Below are 15,670 nucleotides of genomic sequence, written 5' to 3' on the forward strand. Positions count from 1 at the left end.
CGAAAGCGAACCGAAGCGTCGATTGTCGTCGGCCATAGTTGGCTCCGGCAGGGGGCGAGAGCGGAATATCCGCAGCAGCATCCCACCATCGTGAAAGTAGGGGCAGTGGCGTCCCGTTGCAGCACGCACCTGGACGCGTCGGGGAGTCTTCAATCCATTATCTAGTTTCGCTTGAAAGGATGAAAGCCCGTGAGTGATGCCGATATGAAAGCCGAGACGAAAGCCGCTCCGCTGAATGGAACGGCGAACGGAAATACAAAGCTCAAGTTCGACATGCCGTTTTTCAACATCCAGGCGATCTTCGGCGATCTCGCCGCGCCGGCCGCGACACGGGCCAAGGCAAATTTCGAGCAGATGAAGGTGACGTCCGAGGAGATTACCGCGGCACTCTGCGACGCCTGTTCGACCAGTGCCAAGCGTTCCGCCGATTACGGCACCAAGGTCATCGAAATATCCAACGCCAATACCAGCTCCGCGCTGGAATTCTTCTCCCAGCTTGCGGATGCGAGGTCGTTTGCGGACCTCGTGAACCTCTCCACCGCCCACGGTCGCAAGACCTTTGAAGCGGCTTCCGCCCAGAATCGGGAGCTTTGGGATCTGGCCCAGAAGGTCGCGACCGAGACGGCCGAGCCGATCAAGAACAGCTTCAACCGGGTTCTGCATAGGGCTGCTTGAATCGAAGCTACTGGCCACGTGGATCGGCTGGACGAGCGTCTTCGCGAGAAGAGACGCCGTCCAGCCGATGGCGGCCAGCCTCGCCGTGAGGTGATGCCAAGCTGGAGGGAAATCAGGGATGGGTATGGTGATGATCAAGTGCCCGGAAACGGGGAGCGCTATTCCGACAGGCATCGAGGTGGATAGCGACAAGTTTCGCTGCAGCGCGGTCTTTTTCTCGCGCACCTATTGCCGGATGTGCGCGGCGACGCACGAGTGGTTCGCCAGGGAGGCCTGGGTCTACGAGTCGGTCTTGGCGAACGGGAAGTCCGGGGGCGGGCAGCCATTCCGCGCCGGCGCGGCGTGAAGGAGCCTTACCGCATCCTGCGACACGATCCGATCGATCCTGCGGCTCATCACCTTGTAGCATTCGCAAGCGACGACCTCGAGCCGTTGCCTGTCGATCTCGAGCTGGCCGCGCCGATTGGATTTGATGGCCCTTGATGCTCGCAGTGCGCTCACGACGTGCGTGACCGTGGTGCGCCGTACGCCGAGCAATTCCGACAGCGTCTCCTGGGTCAGGGGCAGGATGTCACCGCCATCCGTCCGGTCGTGAATGTGAAGCAGCCAGCGGGCGAGGCGCGCTTCGACGGAGTGCAGCGCGTTGCAGGCCGCGACGTGCAAGAATTGCGTCATCATCGCCCTGGTGACAATCTGAACCGCGTTTGCGATGGCAGGACTGCGTTCGAGCGCCGCTTGAAATCGCGCGGGTGAGATCTGCAGTGCGGTCCCGGCCACGCGGACAACCGCCGTCAGGGGAGATCGGACGGGGCCGAGCGCCGTCATGAGTCCGACGGCGCCGTCGTTGCCGATCACCGCGGTTGCGGCCGTCTGTCCGTTCGGCAACTCCATGATGAGGGCGATCGCGCCGCTGCAGGGGAAGTAAAGGTGCTCGATCCGGTCGCCCGATCGAACGAGCACTGCGTCGTGCAGGAGCGGTACTTTCCGTAAATGCGGTGCAAGCAAAGCGAAGTCGGCCGGCGGTAACGCAGCTAACAGGCGATTACCAACTCTTGTCGCGCGCTCCATCACGGGAGTAGCCCCTCGACGGAGGCTCGGCGGCGGGCGAAAGCATCGTCACCGGCCGAGCCGCGTTGCCGCGCCGACACTTGCCACGGCAAGTGGACAAACGCACTTCGGCAGGTAAGGTTCCAATAACGGATCGCGCGCCGCGCGCCGACGCGGTCTGACCTTCAATCGACTCGCGCGCTGAAAACTTGGTCGGCCGTTTGCAAAGACTGCGCGCGCGACACGAGGGCTGCTCCTACCGCAACCCCTCATACACCATCAGTCCGCGTGCGATCTGCAATTTGCGGATGGCGCGCGGCAGTAGCTTCTCCGGCTGGTGCAGATAGCGCCAGGAGGTGAGGGTGAACGGGCCAAGCGCGCCGCATTCGTCGTCGAAGGGGGCGAGCACGCCGGTCACGCTCACGGGGGTGTGCGGTCGGGCGTTGAAAGGCAGCAGCAACAGTTCGAGATGCGCCTTGCTGCCGTCCTCGCGCGCGGCGGTGACGCCGGCGATGGCGCCGAGCGTCTCGTCGGCGACGACAGTCGTGATCTCCCCGATCTCGCTGCGGCTGGCCTCAGTGAACAGCGCCGCAAAGCTCTGGTCCTTGAGGTCGAGCCCGGCGAGCGCACAGACGCGCGTGCCGGCGACGCGGAACGGAAACCCGAGGTTCTGTTCGCAGGACAGCACGAAGATGTCACCGAGCAGGCCGCGGACTGCGGCCGGGTCGATGTCGGCCCGGTCGGGGGCCCGCGCAGCGCCGCGCTTCTTGTCCCAATACGCGAAGAATGCGCGGCTCGACGGATGTTTCATGACTGAACGCTTACCCCGGGACCACACCATGTGGGACAGACCTGTCCCGCTTCAGTGCACCCGCGATCCCTTCTGTTGTTGTGCAGGAGGGGATTTGCAGCGTCCATGCCGCAGGGGCGTTTTCACGCCTGTTAAGCCGGTCTTTGCGTCGTTAACGTTAAATTAACCTAGGCCGCCCGACAGGGGGTTGTAGCGCCTCGAGTTTTCGTGTTAATTCGCTTCAAGATATTGATTTTACATAGGTTTTTCGTTTAATGCCATTAATGGCCGTAAGCCCCAATTGGGTGGTCTGCCTTAGCCAGACCTTAGCCAGAGGAGATTTCGCAAGTGCGCACGCAGCCAACCAAGGTCGAGCTTACCGACCTGATGCTACGCCGCCTCATCCTGACCGCGCGCGAACAGAAGTGCCCCCGGTACGCCTTGTGGGACAAGCGCCAGGAGCATCTCGCGCTGCGGGTAGCGCCGACGGGCCGGCTGATCTGGAACTTCGTGTATCAGCATCACGGGCAGTCGCGCTGGCACAAGTTCGGATCGTTTCCCAACATCGGCGTGGCCGATGCGCGCAAGCTCTGCCGCAAGCTCGTCGTGCAGGTGGACGACGGCGGCGATCCGCAGGCCGATCGGATGGCTCAGCGGAAGGAGGGCACCGTCGAAGAACTGATACCGGACTACGTCAAAGATCGAAAGAACGGGCCTCAGGGCAAGGCGTGGAAGCAGACGGAGCGGCTGCTTGTGAACCATGTGCAGCCGAGCTGGGGCAAACTGCGACCGGGGGAGATTAGGGAGCCGGATATGCAGTCGCTGCTGCGCAAGTATGCGGGCAAGCCTGCGATGCAGAACGCGGTGCGCAATGCTGCCTCCGTTTTCCTCACGTGGACCAAGGGCGAGTCGAAGCTCAACAAGCTCAAGCCGCGTGAGCGCAACCTGAGCGAGGCGGAGCTTGCCCGGTGGTGGGCGGAGTTCGAGACCGCTGGCATTCCCGGCAGGGCGCTTCAGGTGCTGTTGCTAACGGGGCAGCGCCCCGTCGAAGTGGCGCGCATGCGCACTGAGCACATCGACAAGGAGGGATGGTGGGAGCAGCCGGGGCAACCCGAGGAAAAGACCAAGTGGCCCGGCGTCAAAAACAAGAAAGATCATCGGGTCTTCGTGTCGGAGCCAGCGCGGGTGATCATCGAGAGCATGGGAACCAAAGGATTTGTCTTCACGGGACCAACCGGCGTCGGTGCCGTGCGGTCGCTGGACAAAACGATGCGCGAAATATCAAGGCAGCTGGGCGAGAGCGGCATTCAGCCGGCACGACCGCACGACTTGCGAAGGACGTTCGCGACTATCGCATCATCGCTCAACTTCAGCACCGAGCTGGTCAACAGACTCCAGAACCACCTGCCAACCGACGTGGGTTCGGTGCACTACAACAAGTACGACTATGCAAAGGAGAGGGCCGCAGCCATGGCGGCCGTGGCGGACAGGATCATGGCGGTGCTCGGGCGCAGCGAACCCAACGTGCTAACACCAAATTTTGCCAAGCGCGCCAGCTAGCCCGATCTATTCACGAGAGCACGGTCGTTCTTGACGTCTGACGGGGGCTGGCGGCTGGCGTGGGTGACCGTCCGGCCTTTTCTCACCGGGTTCTACATCAAGCTGTTTTGTAGGCGATGGAGGAGTGGGGCGGGTGAGCGGGCGCAGGCCCGGTCGGTTACGGACCGAGCGGGAGCAGCGCGCCGGGCAAGCCGCGGATCAGGTCGGCTTCGGGACATGCCGCGGCAAACGCAAGGCGAATGCGGCTCGTGGTCTCGACCACACGGGCAGCGAGTTTCAAGAGACGAAGACGCAGCGTCGCGAACTCGGCAGTGGCCAATTCCCGGGCTTTGGGAATGGCGTCGCGCACGGTCAGCATCAGCCAATAAGCGGCCGTATGGAGCACGAGACGGACCTGGTTGGCGAGCGCCGAACGGCAGCTGGTGCGGTCGGAGGCGAGCTGTGTCTTATGCAGCTTGATCAGATTCTCTGCTTGGCCGCGCGCGCAATACAGGCTGTCGTAGATCCACTCGGCCGAGCCGACATCGAGGCTGGTGACGACGAAACGGATGTCGAGGCCGAGCATCGTCGCCTCAATACGGGCGACGGTGCGCCGTTCGCGATCCCAGGACTTTGCCTTGTGGCGGGTCTCGGTATAGCCACGCAGAACCGGCAGGTTCTCGATGGCGCGTCGGGTGCGGATGTCGTCGGCGACCTCGTCGACTTTTCTGGCGAGAGGCTTGGTGCCGGACAGACCGAAGATGTAGTCGATGCCGTTGGTCTCGCACCACGCCATGGCCTCCGGCCGGGCATAGTGCCCGTCGCCACGGAACGTAATTCGCGTGTTGTGCCATCGCGTGCGGATATGCCGTACCAGGCGGCGCAGATGGGCACGCACCTCGACGCCGCCCGGCGTCTTGCCGGGCCGCAGCACGACGGCCACGGGCCGGCTCTTCTCCGTGTCGTAGACGTGGATCGGCAGAAAGCAGCGTTCGTCATAATGAGCGTTGAACAGCGAGAGCTGCTGATGGCCGTGGACGACGTCGCAGGTATCATCGATGTCGAGCGTGACGGATGCCGGCTCGTGGGGGTAGCTATCCATCCATGCGTCGACCAAAATGTAGGTCAGTCGGATCACGTCGCGCAGGCGCGGAGCATTCTCCAGCCGCGACAGCGTCGGCTGGGAACACAGATCCCGGCCCGTGTCCGGTAGGCGACCGCAGGCCAGCTTGAATGCCGGATCGGACCGCAGATGATCGAGGTCGTCGGCGTCCTCGTAGCCGCAGCAGATCGCGAACATGCGCGCGCGGAACATATCGACCAGGCTGTGCACGACCCGCGTCGGATCGCGCCGATCCGGGAACACCCGGGCCAGATTGTCGGCCAAGCCGAGACGCCGCTCGGCCATCGCCAGAAGCATCACGCCCCCGTTCGAGGTTAGGCGCCCACCATCGAAGGCAGCTGTGACTTTCTTGGCGTGAATGGCTGGAAACGAGAAGGGCGGAATCGTATCGTCGGTCATGGCGGGCGTGGCGTTCGCGGTTGGAGGTGATGGGGTTGGCTTCACAACCGAATCCTACGCCGTATCAGCGCTTTACACCACGCTCGCCAGCCTCTCGGGCGCCTCTTACGAATAAGACAGGCTAGTTACCTGGGCCTTTACATTAATTTGCTTTTGGGTACACTTGTTTATAGCGGTTGGGTAAGAGCTACGTATTGCTGGCTGTAGTAGGCCCACTCCCGGCCGCCACGCTAACCTGCGTTCTCCCGGCCAAAATCGTTCGCCGGCCTGCCGACCAGCAACAAGGCAAGCAAGGGAGCCGCCTCAACGCTTAGAGCGTTGAGCGGCTCATATTGTGTTTGCTCCGCTCAGCGCTCCCGTTTGATGGGAGCACCTATGCTTAAGAAGAGATCCACCGCTGTTCAGCAGGACGGCGGCGAACTCACGCAATTCGTCGAAACCGCGACGATCAGCAAGCCGGGTGGCGTCGGCGAATATTTTCTCACGAAGAAAGCACTCTGCGAAAAGGTCGGACTGACCTTCCCGTTCATCTGGCAAATGATCCGTGAGGGAAAATTTCCCGAGGGGCGGGCCGTCGGATCGCGAACGCTCTGGGTCGGCAGTGAGATCGACGATTGGATTCTTGCTAGACCGGCGCGTGTGTATCGTAGGTTGACGGGGGCCGCGTGAACCATGGCCCCCAACAGCAAATCGGCCGGGCCGGCGGCACGCCCGGCCGACTTGAAGTACTTCGCTGATGGTAACGTAGCGGTGGTGCTTATACCCCGCCAATTGGGCGAGGGCCATGACGTAATCGAGCTGCGCAAGAACCCAACGGCCAATAGCAAGCGGCGCTTGCGAGTACAATTGAACGGCCACCCGAGGTTCTCAATCTCGGAGCGACAACTATTGTCGCTGTACCGCTTTCAGAAAGTCGCCGCCCGGCAACTCTCGGCTCGCCCGAGCGACCATGAACAATGGCTGCGGGATATACTCGGGCTGCAGGAAAGTGGTTGGGGGGCCATAGTCGAGCGCCTCATCGCTATGCTCCTCGCGCAGGGAGGTGGCGAATGATGGACGCTCGCACCTCTGCCACGACCATCAATGTGCACAAGATCGTAGTTACCACGTTTCGAGATCATCGGGCGAAGGAGAGCGAGCGGCGGCACTGGTCGCTCCCGGAAATCTGCGACATCGTTTTACGAACCGTCGCCGATACCAAGGAGAAATTACCCTGGTTGAAGTGTGCCGAGTTCGGTGAGACAAAGACTGCTAAGGGGTCGCTTCGAAACGACGCCAATGTAGTCTCGGTCTCGGGGCTCGAACTCGACTACGACGAAAAGCTCATCAGCATCCAAGAGGTTGTCGCCAAGCTCGAGAAGTTAGGCATTCGCGCACTCACCTACACGTCGCCGTCAAATAAAAAGACGGAGTTCAAGTGGCGGGTCGTGGCGCCATTTTCGCAGGAACTGCCGCCCAAGGAACGGGCGAAGTATGCGAAACGCCTTGCGGGCGCGCTGGGGATTGCGTTTGATAAGGCTTCCTTCACGCTCTCGCAATCATTCTACTACGGCAGGGCGCTCGGCAACGCTGAAGCCGACCACAAAGCGTTTGTGGTTGATGGGGACTTCGTTGACCTGCGCGACGATCTTGTGCAGTTCGACCCGCCACCGCCTTCGGGCGAGGGCGAGAAGCCGCGGGGCGGGCACCTCGGTTTCGAGGGATATCTCGCGATGGTCGGCGATGGACCAGGACGGGACGGCATTAACGGTCCGCTGACGCGCGCGACAGCGGTGTACGCCCGACTACGTGGCGAGGGGCTGGACCGCGCGGCACTCAAGGAGCGTTTGCGTGAAGTCATTCGGGCCGCGCCCAAGAAGGCAGATCGACCACCAAGCGATATTGAGAGGTATTTGGGGGACGAATACCTCGATAATCTCATCGCGACTGCCATCGCGAAGTACGGCAACACAGGTATCGTAGTTTCCGATAAGGACCACGTTGCGCGTGCTCGCACGTTTCGGGAGCAACAGCGCCCGCATCTGCTGCACTATCGCGGTTCGTTCTGGGATTACCAAGCTGGGGCGTACTCGGCGGTCGGCGAGGACGTGGTCAACGCTCATGTTTGGACGTTTCTCGACAGCGCGGCCACCATTCGTGGCAAAGAACGCGTACAGGTGCGGTTTCAGCCGAACCGAAGCTCGGTCGCCGAGACGCTAGCGGCGCTAAAGGCCCTGTCGATTCTCGATCCTAATGTTGTCTCGCCGTCATGGCTCGATGGCGGTCGAGAAAAATTGCCGCCGGAAGAGATCATTTCTTTCCCAAATGGCCTGCTCGATCTGCGCGACAACAAACTGTATCCGCCGGACCCATCTTTCTTCACGACTGCCGCGCTCGGCTTTGACTACGTCGCGGAAGCAACGGAGCCCGTCCAGTTCAAGCAATTCCTTGAGGAGATCTATGGGGGTGATGAGAGTGAAGTTCAGCTGGTGCAGGAGATCAGAGCTGGCCCCGCAAATTCGGACAGTAGCTTGAGTGGATTTTCTGCCTGACAGCGGCGAGGATTCTTGCTGCGAATCAGGAGCGAAGATGACGAAGAAGAGCCGCCGGACGCATTCTCCGGCATTCAAGGCGAAGGTTGCTTTGGCTGCGGTCAAAGGCGACAAGACACTGGCGGAGCTGGCGCAACTGTTTGATGTTCATCCGAACCAGATCACGATCTGGAAAAACCAGCTCCTGGAAGGCGCCGCCGGCGTGTTTGGGCATGACAAGACATCGGCCGAGACGCCGGTCGATTTGAAGGCGTTACATGCCAAGATCGGCGAGCTGGCGTTGGAAAACGATTTTTTGTCCGGCGCGCTCACCAAGGCGGGCCTGCTGAGCGCAAAGCGATGATCGACCGCGGTCATGATCTTTCTATCGTGCGCCAGGCGAAGGTCCTGAAGCTGGCTCGCAGCACGGTCTACTATGAACCTCGGCCAGTTTCGGCCGAGGACCTTGCCTTGATGCGTCGGCTCGATGAGCTGCATCTCGATTATCCCTTCGCGGGAGCGCGTATGCTGCGATCGTTGCTGCGGCGGGAGGGCGTATACGCCGGTCGCCGCCACATCGCGACGCTGATGAAGCGCATGCGGATCGAGGCGGTCTATCGTCGCCCGAACACGAGCAAGCCGGCTCCGGGTCACAAGATCTACCCGTACCTGTTGCGCGGATTGAAGATCGAGCGGCCCGACCATGCGTGGGCAATGGACATCACCTACATTCCGATGCGGCGTGGCTTCGTCTATCTCGCGGCGGTCGTCGATGTGTTCAGCCGACGGGTCCTGGCCCATCGCGTCTCGATCACAATGGAGGCGGCCTTCTGCGTCGAAGCGGTCCAGGAGGCGTTGGCGAAGCACGGCAGGCCCGAGATTTTCAACACGGATCAGGGCAGCCAGTTCACCAGCCTCGAGTTCACCGATGTGCTGCTGGACGCGAAGATCGCCATCAGCATGGACGGCAAGGGCGCCTGGCGCGACAACGTGTTTGTCGAGCGGCTCTGGCGCACGGTCAAATACGAAGAAGTTTATCTCCGCGCCTACGACAGCGTGTCCGAGGCGCGAGCGTCAATTGCCAAGTATCTGGCCTTCTACAATCAGGGACGCCCTCACTCGAGCCTTGACGGGCGCACGCCCGACGAGGCTTACTTCGGCACGCAAGCTATGGTGATGGCCGCATGACCGTCGCCGACGGTTTTGTCGTCGCTCTGGTCGGGCTACGCCCTCCCGACGCAACGACAAAACCGTAAAGCCCCGCGTTCAGCATAACCCGGCAGGAATCCACTTAAATCCAGCGGGGCGCTGTCCAAACAACCGGGGCCAGCTCTATCTTCGGCTATCTACTCACCGCCGACACATCGCTGGAAAAAGCATTCTTCTTCATTGGTCCCAGGCGGTCGGGCAAGGGCACAATGATGAGAATACTGCAACATCTACTCGCCAAGACGGCCGTGGCAGGACCGACGCTCAAGTCCCTGTGTACGCAATTTGGTCTGGCGCCCTTGATCGGGAAGCAGGTTGCGGTCGTGGACGACCTGCGGGTCAGCTCTCCCAAGGACACCGATCTTTTAGCCGAGAACATGCTGAAGATTACTGGACGCGGCCACTTCACCATTGATCGGAAGTTTATGACGGCTTGGGAGGGCGCGCTGCCTGTTAAACTCGTATTCGTCTCGAATGTGATGCCGAAGCTTGCAGACGATTCCGGTGCACTAGCCAGTAGATTCATCATTTCGAACACGAGGCAGTCGTTCTACAATCAAGAAGATCCACTTCTCTTTCGCGACAAGCTGCTGCCTGAACTGCCCGGTATATTCCACTGGGCTCTTGATGGGCTTCGACGGCTGCGCAAGCGCGGTAACTTCGCCGAGACGGAACTCGGCACCCAGGCGAAGGAGCGGCTGGCGCTGCTCGGGTCGCCCGTGCTGGGCTTCATCGAGGCCATTTGCGAGTTGCACCCGGACAAGAGCGTGCCAAAGGCGGTGATCTACCGCCACTGGTGCGACTATGCGCAAAGCAATGGCTTGCACCGGCTCAGTAACGAGCAGTTCTTCGCCGCCTTATACGCGGCAGCGGAGGGCAGGGTGCGGCAGGGCAAGAGGCGCGACGGGGGGAGACAGGTGCCGAGCGTGTACGGCATCGACCTGGGGACCGATCAGGACGCCGACGAAGAATTGCCGTTTTGAAGTCGGTGGGCTGGGCGTGCCGGGTGTTTGGCAATTTAACCCAAGGGCTGCAAGGGGGACGTGTTCAGTAACAGGCCCTTTCTTCCCGCGATTTATATATGGGCGTGGGCCCGGCACACCCGGCACACCCCGCCCAACTACGCGCACGGGCCGCCTATCCACAGCCCGGTAGGCTCCCCCCGCACTTGCCCGCTGCCAATGCCCAGGCCTGGCTTGCGGGAGCCATACAGAGGGTCGCGCGCCCCCCTAGCCCTCTGCGCCCCTGGGGCGAGGGATCACCAGTAGCTCCGAGGGTGCGCGTGGCGACGCGCGGTGCGGCCACCGACGCGCAATCCTCGATACCCCCCTGCGACTGTGTCGGCTTTAGCCCGGCACACCCGGCACACCCTGCCTAATTGCCACACACACACCTGCCGTCAACTGCTCTGCCTCGCCAATAGCGGCATTTTTCGCTAGCTTACCCGCCACCGGAAGCCGGATGTATGGTTACGGGTAACAGGTACACAAAATATACGAGCCGAGCCGTATCGCCACCACATCCACCACCGCGGCCGTCGTAAACCTAAACGAACCCCGACGCCGTGGTGCGGGCGCGTCGTGGGTCGCATTCTCATTGCGCGGTTAGCTCAAAACCGGCTTAGCGCATTCGAAACAAGAGCTTCCGTAGAGAGTAACAGAATCGATGGAAACAACATGCCGCGACATATGCAACGGATGCCCCTCGAACTGGGGCTTCAGCTCAATATAAATCGACTAATCAGTGACGGCCTCGTTCAACCCGAAAAGGTGACTAAGCCGTCAGACTTCTCTTGGCTGAACGACGAAGGCGACGTGAGAGCCACAGCGCAAATCTCAGCCGACCTCACAAGCACGCAGGTCGACAACGTACGTAACGGCACGATGCGCATTCATGCCAGCTGGATCGATCAGACGATCCGGCTGATCGGCTGCACCCGTCACTTTGGTGGACTGCAGTGGTATGCAGTTTGTCCCGTTCAACACCGCTGCGTTTCCGTGCTGTGGTCACTCCCCGGTAGAAGATTCTTCGCCGGGCGAAAGTCATTGGGCAAACAGGTGGCATATGTGTCGCAGTACCATTCACCAGCGGCTCGGGCACAGTACATGAAAGACAAGCTTTGCGACCGCATCGCCGGGCCGGAGGCGGATGAGTGGGATGTGCCACCAAAGCCGAAGTGGATGCGGTGGCGGACCTACGAACGACTGTCTAACAGGATTGAAATACATCGTAGCGAAGCTGGTCCGCTACCACTGCTACCGCGAAGGTTCTTGCTTGACGGCGACGTGGTTTAGGCCGCTTGCAACTTGAAAAACCGCCTAATCAATCGAAATATGTTGGCTAACTCAGCGGACGTTTGGCAGTACGCTCGGGCATCGGCATGGGCTTAGCCAGTTTCGCGTGGCCCACGTTCATGAACAGTGTGCGCGCTTGCGCCGCCAATCAAGAGCGACCACTCCTTCGCTCACCTCGCAATGGCCATGCAGAAGAACCACTCGCATTTCTCGCGTCTTCGACAATTGGTCGACGCTCGACCCCGAGCGTCAGATGCAACAGATTGAGACTGCACGCGGCAGCCATCTTCGACAAGTGGTCACAACGTCGACGCCGCGCGGCACAGGCGGGGCGGCGGCTATCGCGCGAAGGCTGTGCATTTCGACGCTGCGACGAAGCTCCACATCACTGGGTTCGCCGATGCACCCAAGGAGCCGTGGTGGCTCCAGCATCAGGCGATGCTGGTGCTGACCCGTTCTGGCCCGCCCGCCCAGCAGCCATAGCGCCCAGCAGCCGCAAAGGCCCGGCGCTGGGCCGACCGGGTGCCTAACCACTTGCGCCAGAGGCCCTGCCTAGCCCGATTCCGGCCCCGGTGGTGCGACGAACGCCCCGTCCGGTACCTAACGGCCCGCCCGGCTGCGAACGCCAGTTCGCAGGCCGGGGCCACGCGGCGCGGACGCGCCTGCTCCGCGCCTGCTGGGCGGGACTAGCGGGGTGCATACGGCGTCTCGGGGGTGCGCTTACTAGGCCTCTCATGGGCGGGGCCGCCGCTTGCGACGGCGGCAGCCCGTTGCTGCGAAGGCGGCGTTTACGCGATACATGGGTCACCTCCGCGGTTATAGGTAAGCCTCAGCCCGGCGCTCGCCTTGCGCAATGATCTACTTGTTAGTCTTAACGGACGGCTTGCGGACGTCGTTCGTGACGCGTTTCTCGATATCCGCAATCGTTCTGGCGAACGCTTCGCGCAGCTGCTCCGCGTGAGCTGCGCTCTCCGGTTCACTGAGATATGCAATCTTGATCAGCAGCCTGTTCAACAGATAGGTGATGCGTAGATTTTCCGAGTGCCGGGATCGCAGGGCCGTGATCTGCCGCCGGATCTCGCCGAGATCGAGTGTCTCGTGTTTCGACGGCCTCTTCAAAATGATACTCGCGCGTGGCCAGCGAACGAATCCGACGCGAGAGTATGATGGCGCGAGGGCTTCGCCTGGTGGACCCGGACGGGACAATGTCCGGTACGCAAAACTAACGCTCTAATGCGCAGCTGCAATCAAAGACTCAAATTAAGATTGATGTCCGCACTGCGGGTTAATTCTGGAACTGGTCAGGTTTAGTCTGCTCACGATGCTTCTGCGGGGGGAGGCTAATTCTCTTTCGCCACGATGCTCGCAGATTCATCCAAAGCAGCATCAAAGTTTCTCGCGAGTGCAGACTCGATGCTCAGCGATGCTACTTTTTCAACAGTATCCCCATCGTTCGTGCCATTCGCCTCAGCGACCAGGCGCGACGGTCCAGTTCGGCGGCTATCTTCGATACGCCAGCTCCTGCCCGGGCCAGCTTGGACAATTGCTGGACCTCGCGCTCGGCCCATTGCTTTGGCTTCGGCGTTTTCATCCGTACCGACCTAACCCGCAGGCTGGCAAATTCGCTCCTACTTCTGGGCTTACCGAGCTGACATCAGCGATCAAAACGTCGGCGTTGGCAATGCCATCGAAAATGGGGTCCGTTAGAGGTCGACCCGAGATATCGTTCTCCTCCCAAAGGTGAAGTTGCGGGTCGCGCGTCGTCCTTGCTAGAGCGCCATGGGCGGCATGGATTGTCTGCCGCACGTGGGGTAGAGACGAGGCATATGCAAAGAATGCTTTCATATGAAGCTCACAAAGAATCCGAATCGGTTGTCCTCAGTCTATACACAGCCGTAAAGGGAGCCTCGTCGCACGGCACATCCGGCGATTGTGGACAGGTCTATCCAATCTGCTCGGTGAGGGCGGCGGCCGATTTCGCGGCAATTCCCTGTGGTTACACGCTACCTTGCTAACAACCCTTCTCGGTCAAGGCCGAGTTGTCAGGCATGTGAGAGGATATGTCGTAGAGCCGGGGGCGCCATTCCGATTAGTCTTCGCCGAGAAATACCGCGCCAAGTACAGCCGGGTGGTCGAATGCCTCGCCAAGGACCGCGACGCGCTGCTGGCCTTCTACGACTTCCCGGCCGAGCATTGGAATCACTTGCGCACGACCACCCCCATCGAAACTTGGCGGCGACTCAAGGCACAAATCAGTTGCCCAAGGTGATTGCGGGTGTCCGGATTCAGCGACGGCATCGAGTTCATCCACACGCCGACAAAACAGGCCGGTCGGGCAATGCCGGACCGCGGTCGAATGACGGCGGAAACGACGTGAAGGTGGGGCGTCGCTCCCGGAACATCAACATCGCAAAACTCCACTGACGCGGGATGAATCTCCGCCGAAGCTTATCGTTCCGGCGCTTAACACAGGGCAGGGATTCGCAAATGCGGGCAGTCGGCTTTGCCCACCTCTTCCCGCGGGGCGCTGTGGATAGCTATCGATCAGCTTTCATGAGCTGTCTCGGCAGAACCAGGACCACGGTCTAGGATCTTCGAAGCAATAATCGAAATATGTAACGCGAACTCGTCTTCCATCTCGGCTGCGGCGTCCTAATCTCGCGCGAAAACGTAGAGGATGTCGCCATCGACTTCGTCGAACCGGGCAGCTCGAAAGAAGCTGATCAAACCTATCTGTACCGACAATAAGCGCCATTCGCGCGGCTATAGCTTGGTCTTAGACTTCGGTCACAATCATGGTTTTACCGGGTCGTTTCCCCCGGCCCCGAGGGCCGATGAAATTCCACCGCTCGCTGTTTCAGCGAAACCCTAGCCGCGAACCCAGCGTGCAGCCACGCCATTGCCTGCGTGTGACGCGCTTTGCGCGAGCTCTCATTTCCCCACCAAGCACTGAACTTGTAGGCAGAAACCGGCAATGGCCTTCCGAGAATGTCTTCAATTTCCGAGAACGTGAGCCGGACGGTTTGCTCCCTCGTGCTCTCCAGTTCCCTTCGTAGTGGATCGTAAATGGACATAACACCTGGCTCGTCACGTTGGTCCGTCGCCGCCGCTCGGGGGGATGTTGAAATCCCGGGCGGCAAGCTCCAGCTCGAGCTCGGTGATCCGCTCAAAGATGCGAGCAGCAATCGCCTCCGACTCTTCCGCGGTTAAGGATCGAATGCCCCGCAAAGCAAGCTCGTCTCTGAGAACCTTCGCCACAATCAATTGGATGGCCATTGGATCAATAGTCCTAAAACCATGATCCAACCGCAACCGAAGGGCGAGCGCAAGTGGTTGGGCAGTCCTGCGGTGCTCTGGCTAGCCGTCTCGGCACGGAATGCCGAAGCTGCCGCAAGTACTCGCGAAGATCTCTTTTGCCTTCGCATCTTCAAAGCAGAAGCGCGTGCCGGCGTCTGCACGATCGATCCACCAGTCGATCTTGCTCCCTTTTGCAATGCGAGAGGCTTCGCCGCGCAGCAGATCCAACTGTTTCCCAGCTGCCTGAACGATCAAGCAATTTTCCTTTGCCATGAATACTTTCCTCTCAAACTATAAAACAGGCCGCTCAATTGACCCGACGAAAATGAGAATCGTGTGGCAATGTCACTTGGAAGAGGTGCTGTGCCCAGGGTGAGCTTCACTCATCACGCTAGGTCGCCCGTCGGTTCACGCTGAAGGGCATATGTCTTATACCCTGCGGCCCCCTCAGGCGACCTAGCCTAGGTGGCTATGTAAGTGGTCTCGGAGCATTTCTCCGCTTGAGAACGAGCGGACCAATATCTCCAGCTTCGATTGCTCTTCGTTCAAACGCCTTTCAACAAACTGGCGTTCAAACTCTGTCAGATTGGTTTGCAACAAGCGGCGATAACGTTGAACGTTGTTGCCATGTGCACGCGCCAACTCATCGTCAATCATCATCGTCGTCTTCCCGTGAAGGATACTAATTAATTCCCATTTGTGCTTCACGGGGTGAGACGACCCCGAGGCAACATTCCAAGACGTCGCAATATCTCCGCGCCGCGAAGCCGGCATTCTGCCGGCGGGG

15 protein-coding genes and 1 pseudogene are annotated in these 15,670 nt (G+C 60.5%); 9 read left to right on the plus strand and 7 right to left on the minus strand.

Annotation, left to right across the window (positions count from 1 at the left end; genetic code table 11):
- The first annotated feature begins 189 nt into the window (after positions 1-189).
- Entirely contained in the window at positions 190-675 is a 486-nt protein-coding gene (locus ACFLEY_RS16330) for a phasin (RefSeq protein WP_060908074.1), read from the plus strand.
- Positions 676-954: 279 nt separating this feature from the next.
- Here ACFLEY_RS16330 and ACFLEY_RS16335 read toward each other — a convergent pair whose 3' ends face one another.
- A complete protein-coding gene (locus tag ACFLEY_RS16335) occupies positions 955-1,746 on the minus strand; it encodes a Crp/Fnr family transcriptional regulator (RefSeq protein WP_011088302.1) in 792 nt (263 codons plus the stop codon).
- Between the two features lie 232 nt (positions 1,747-1,978).
- On the minus strand, positions 1,979-2,533 hold the full coding sequence (locus tag ACFLEY_RS16340; RefSeq protein WP_028175850.1) for a PAS domain-containing protein: 555 nt from the start codon (positions 2,531-2,533) through the stop codon (positions 1,979-1,981).
- 327 nt (positions 2,534-2,860) lie between these two features.
- Between ACFLEY_RS16340 and ACFLEY_RS16345 the strand changes: the two genes are divergently transcribed.
- Complete coding sequence (locus ACFLEY_RS16345; protein WP_211434218.1) at positions 2,861-4,072, plus strand: integrase family protein; 1,212 nt, start codon at positions 2,861-2,863, stop codon at positions 4,070-4,072.
- 157 nt (positions 4,073-4,229) lie between these two features.
- Here the strand turns inward: ACFLEY_RS16345 and ACFLEY_RS16350 are convergent, their stop codons facing one another.
- Positions 4,230-5,573 carry an IS1380-like element ISBdi2 family transposase gene (locus ACFLEY_RS16350; RefSeq protein WP_039183842.1) on the minus strand — a complete coding sequence of 448 codons (1,344 nt, stop codon included), beginning with the start codon at positions 5,571-5,573 and terminating at the stop codon, positions 4,230-4,232.
- A 375-nt stretch (positions 5,574-5,948) separates the two neighbouring features.
- On the opposite strand from ACFLEY_RS16350, the gene ACFLEY_RS16355 reads away from it, so the two are divergent.
- From ACFLEY_RS16355 to ACFLEY_RS16380, 6 genes are all read left to right on the plus strand, one after another.
- On the plus strand, positions 5,949-6,242 hold the full coding sequence (locus ACFLEY_RS16355) for an AlpA family transcriptional regulator (protein ID WP_060908072.1): 294 nt from the start codon (positions 5,949-5,951) through the stop codon (positions 6,240-6,242).
- Between the two features lie 3 nt (positions 6,243-6,245).
- Positions 6,246-6,626: a hypothetical protein gene (locus ACFLEY_RS16360; protein ID WP_060908071.1), complete on the plus strand. Its 381-nt coding sequence runs from the start codon at positions 6,246-6,248 to the stop codon at positions 6,624-6,626.
- Complete coding sequence (locus ACFLEY_RS16365) at positions 6,623-8,104, plus strand: hypothetical protein (protein WP_396604691.1); 1,482 nt, start codon at positions 6,623-6,625, stop codon at positions 8,102-8,104. Before ACFLEY_RS16360 ends, ACFLEY_RS16365 begins: the two co-directional genes overlap by 4 nt.
- A gap of 37 nt (positions 8,105-8,141) precedes the next feature.
- A protein-coding gene (locus ACFLEY_RS16370) for an IS3-like element ISRj2 family transposase (RefSeq protein WP_129557324.1) occupies positions 8,142-9,271 on the plus strand; the annotation gives its coding sequence in 2 pieces (ribosomal slippage) (positions 8,142-8,394 and positions 8,394-9,271; 1,131 coding nt in all).
- A gap of 230 nt (positions 9,272-9,501) precedes the next feature.
- Positions 9,502-10,275 carry a DUF5906 domain-containing protein gene (locus ACFLEY_RS16375; RefSeq protein ID WP_396604692.1) on the plus strand — a complete coding sequence of 258 codons (774 nt, stop codon included), beginning with the start codon at positions 9,502-9,504 and terminating at the stop codon, positions 10,273-10,275.
- 714 nt (positions 10,276-10,989) lie between these two features.
- On the plus strand, positions 10,990-11,586 hold the full coding sequence (locus tag ACFLEY_RS16380) for a hypothetical protein (protein ID WP_129557335.1): 597 nt from the start codon (positions 10,990-10,992) through the stop codon (positions 11,584-11,586).
- A gap of 858 nt (positions 11,587-12,444) precedes the next feature.
- Here ACFLEY_RS16380 and ACFLEY_RS16385 read toward each other — a convergent pair.
- A complete protein-coding gene (locus ACFLEY_RS16385; RefSeq protein ID WP_060908068.1) occupies positions 12,445-12,705 on the minus strand; it encodes a hypothetical protein in 261 nt (86 codons plus the stop codon).
- A 976-nt stretch (positions 12,706-13,681) separates the two neighbouring features.
- Here ACFLEY_RS16385 and ACFLEY_RS16390 point away from each other — a divergent pair.
- Positions 13,682-13,963 (plus strand): annotated as a pseudogene (locus tag ACFLEY_RS16390) (transposase); the annotation flags it as partial.
- A gap of 710 nt (positions 13,964-14,673) precedes the next feature.
- Here ACFLEY_RS16390 and ACFLEY_RS16395 read toward each other — a convergent pair.
- The 3 genes from ACFLEY_RS16395 to ACFLEY_RS16405 form a co-directional block, all read right to left on the minus strand.
- The gene (locus tag ACFLEY_RS16395) at positions 14,674-14,862 is read right to left on the minus strand and encodes a hypothetical protein (protein WP_060908067.1); all 189 of its coding nucleotides are present in this window, start codon (positions 14,860-14,862) and stop codon (positions 14,674-14,676) included.
- Positions 14,863-14,943: 81 nt separating this feature from the next.
- On the minus strand, positions 14,944-15,156 hold the full coding sequence (locus tag ACFLEY_RS16400; RefSeq protein WP_060908066.1) for a hypothetical protein: 213 nt from the start codon (positions 15,154-15,156) through the stop codon (positions 14,944-14,946).
- A 183-nt stretch (positions 15,157-15,339) separates the two neighbouring features.
- On the minus strand, positions 15,340-15,543 hold the full coding sequence (locus ACFLEY_RS16405; RefSeq protein ID WP_373565440.1) for a hypothetical protein: 204 nt from the start codon (positions 15,541-15,543) through the stop codon (positions 15,340-15,342).
- Between the last annotated feature and the right edge of the window lie 127 nt (positions 15,544-15,670).

The organism is Bradyrhizobium sp. YCK136, from assembly GCF_044570075.1.
Classification (GTDB): Bacteria; Pseudomonadota; Alphaproteobacteria; order Rhizobiales; family Xanthobacteraceae; genus Bradyrhizobium; species Bradyrhizobium diazoefficiens.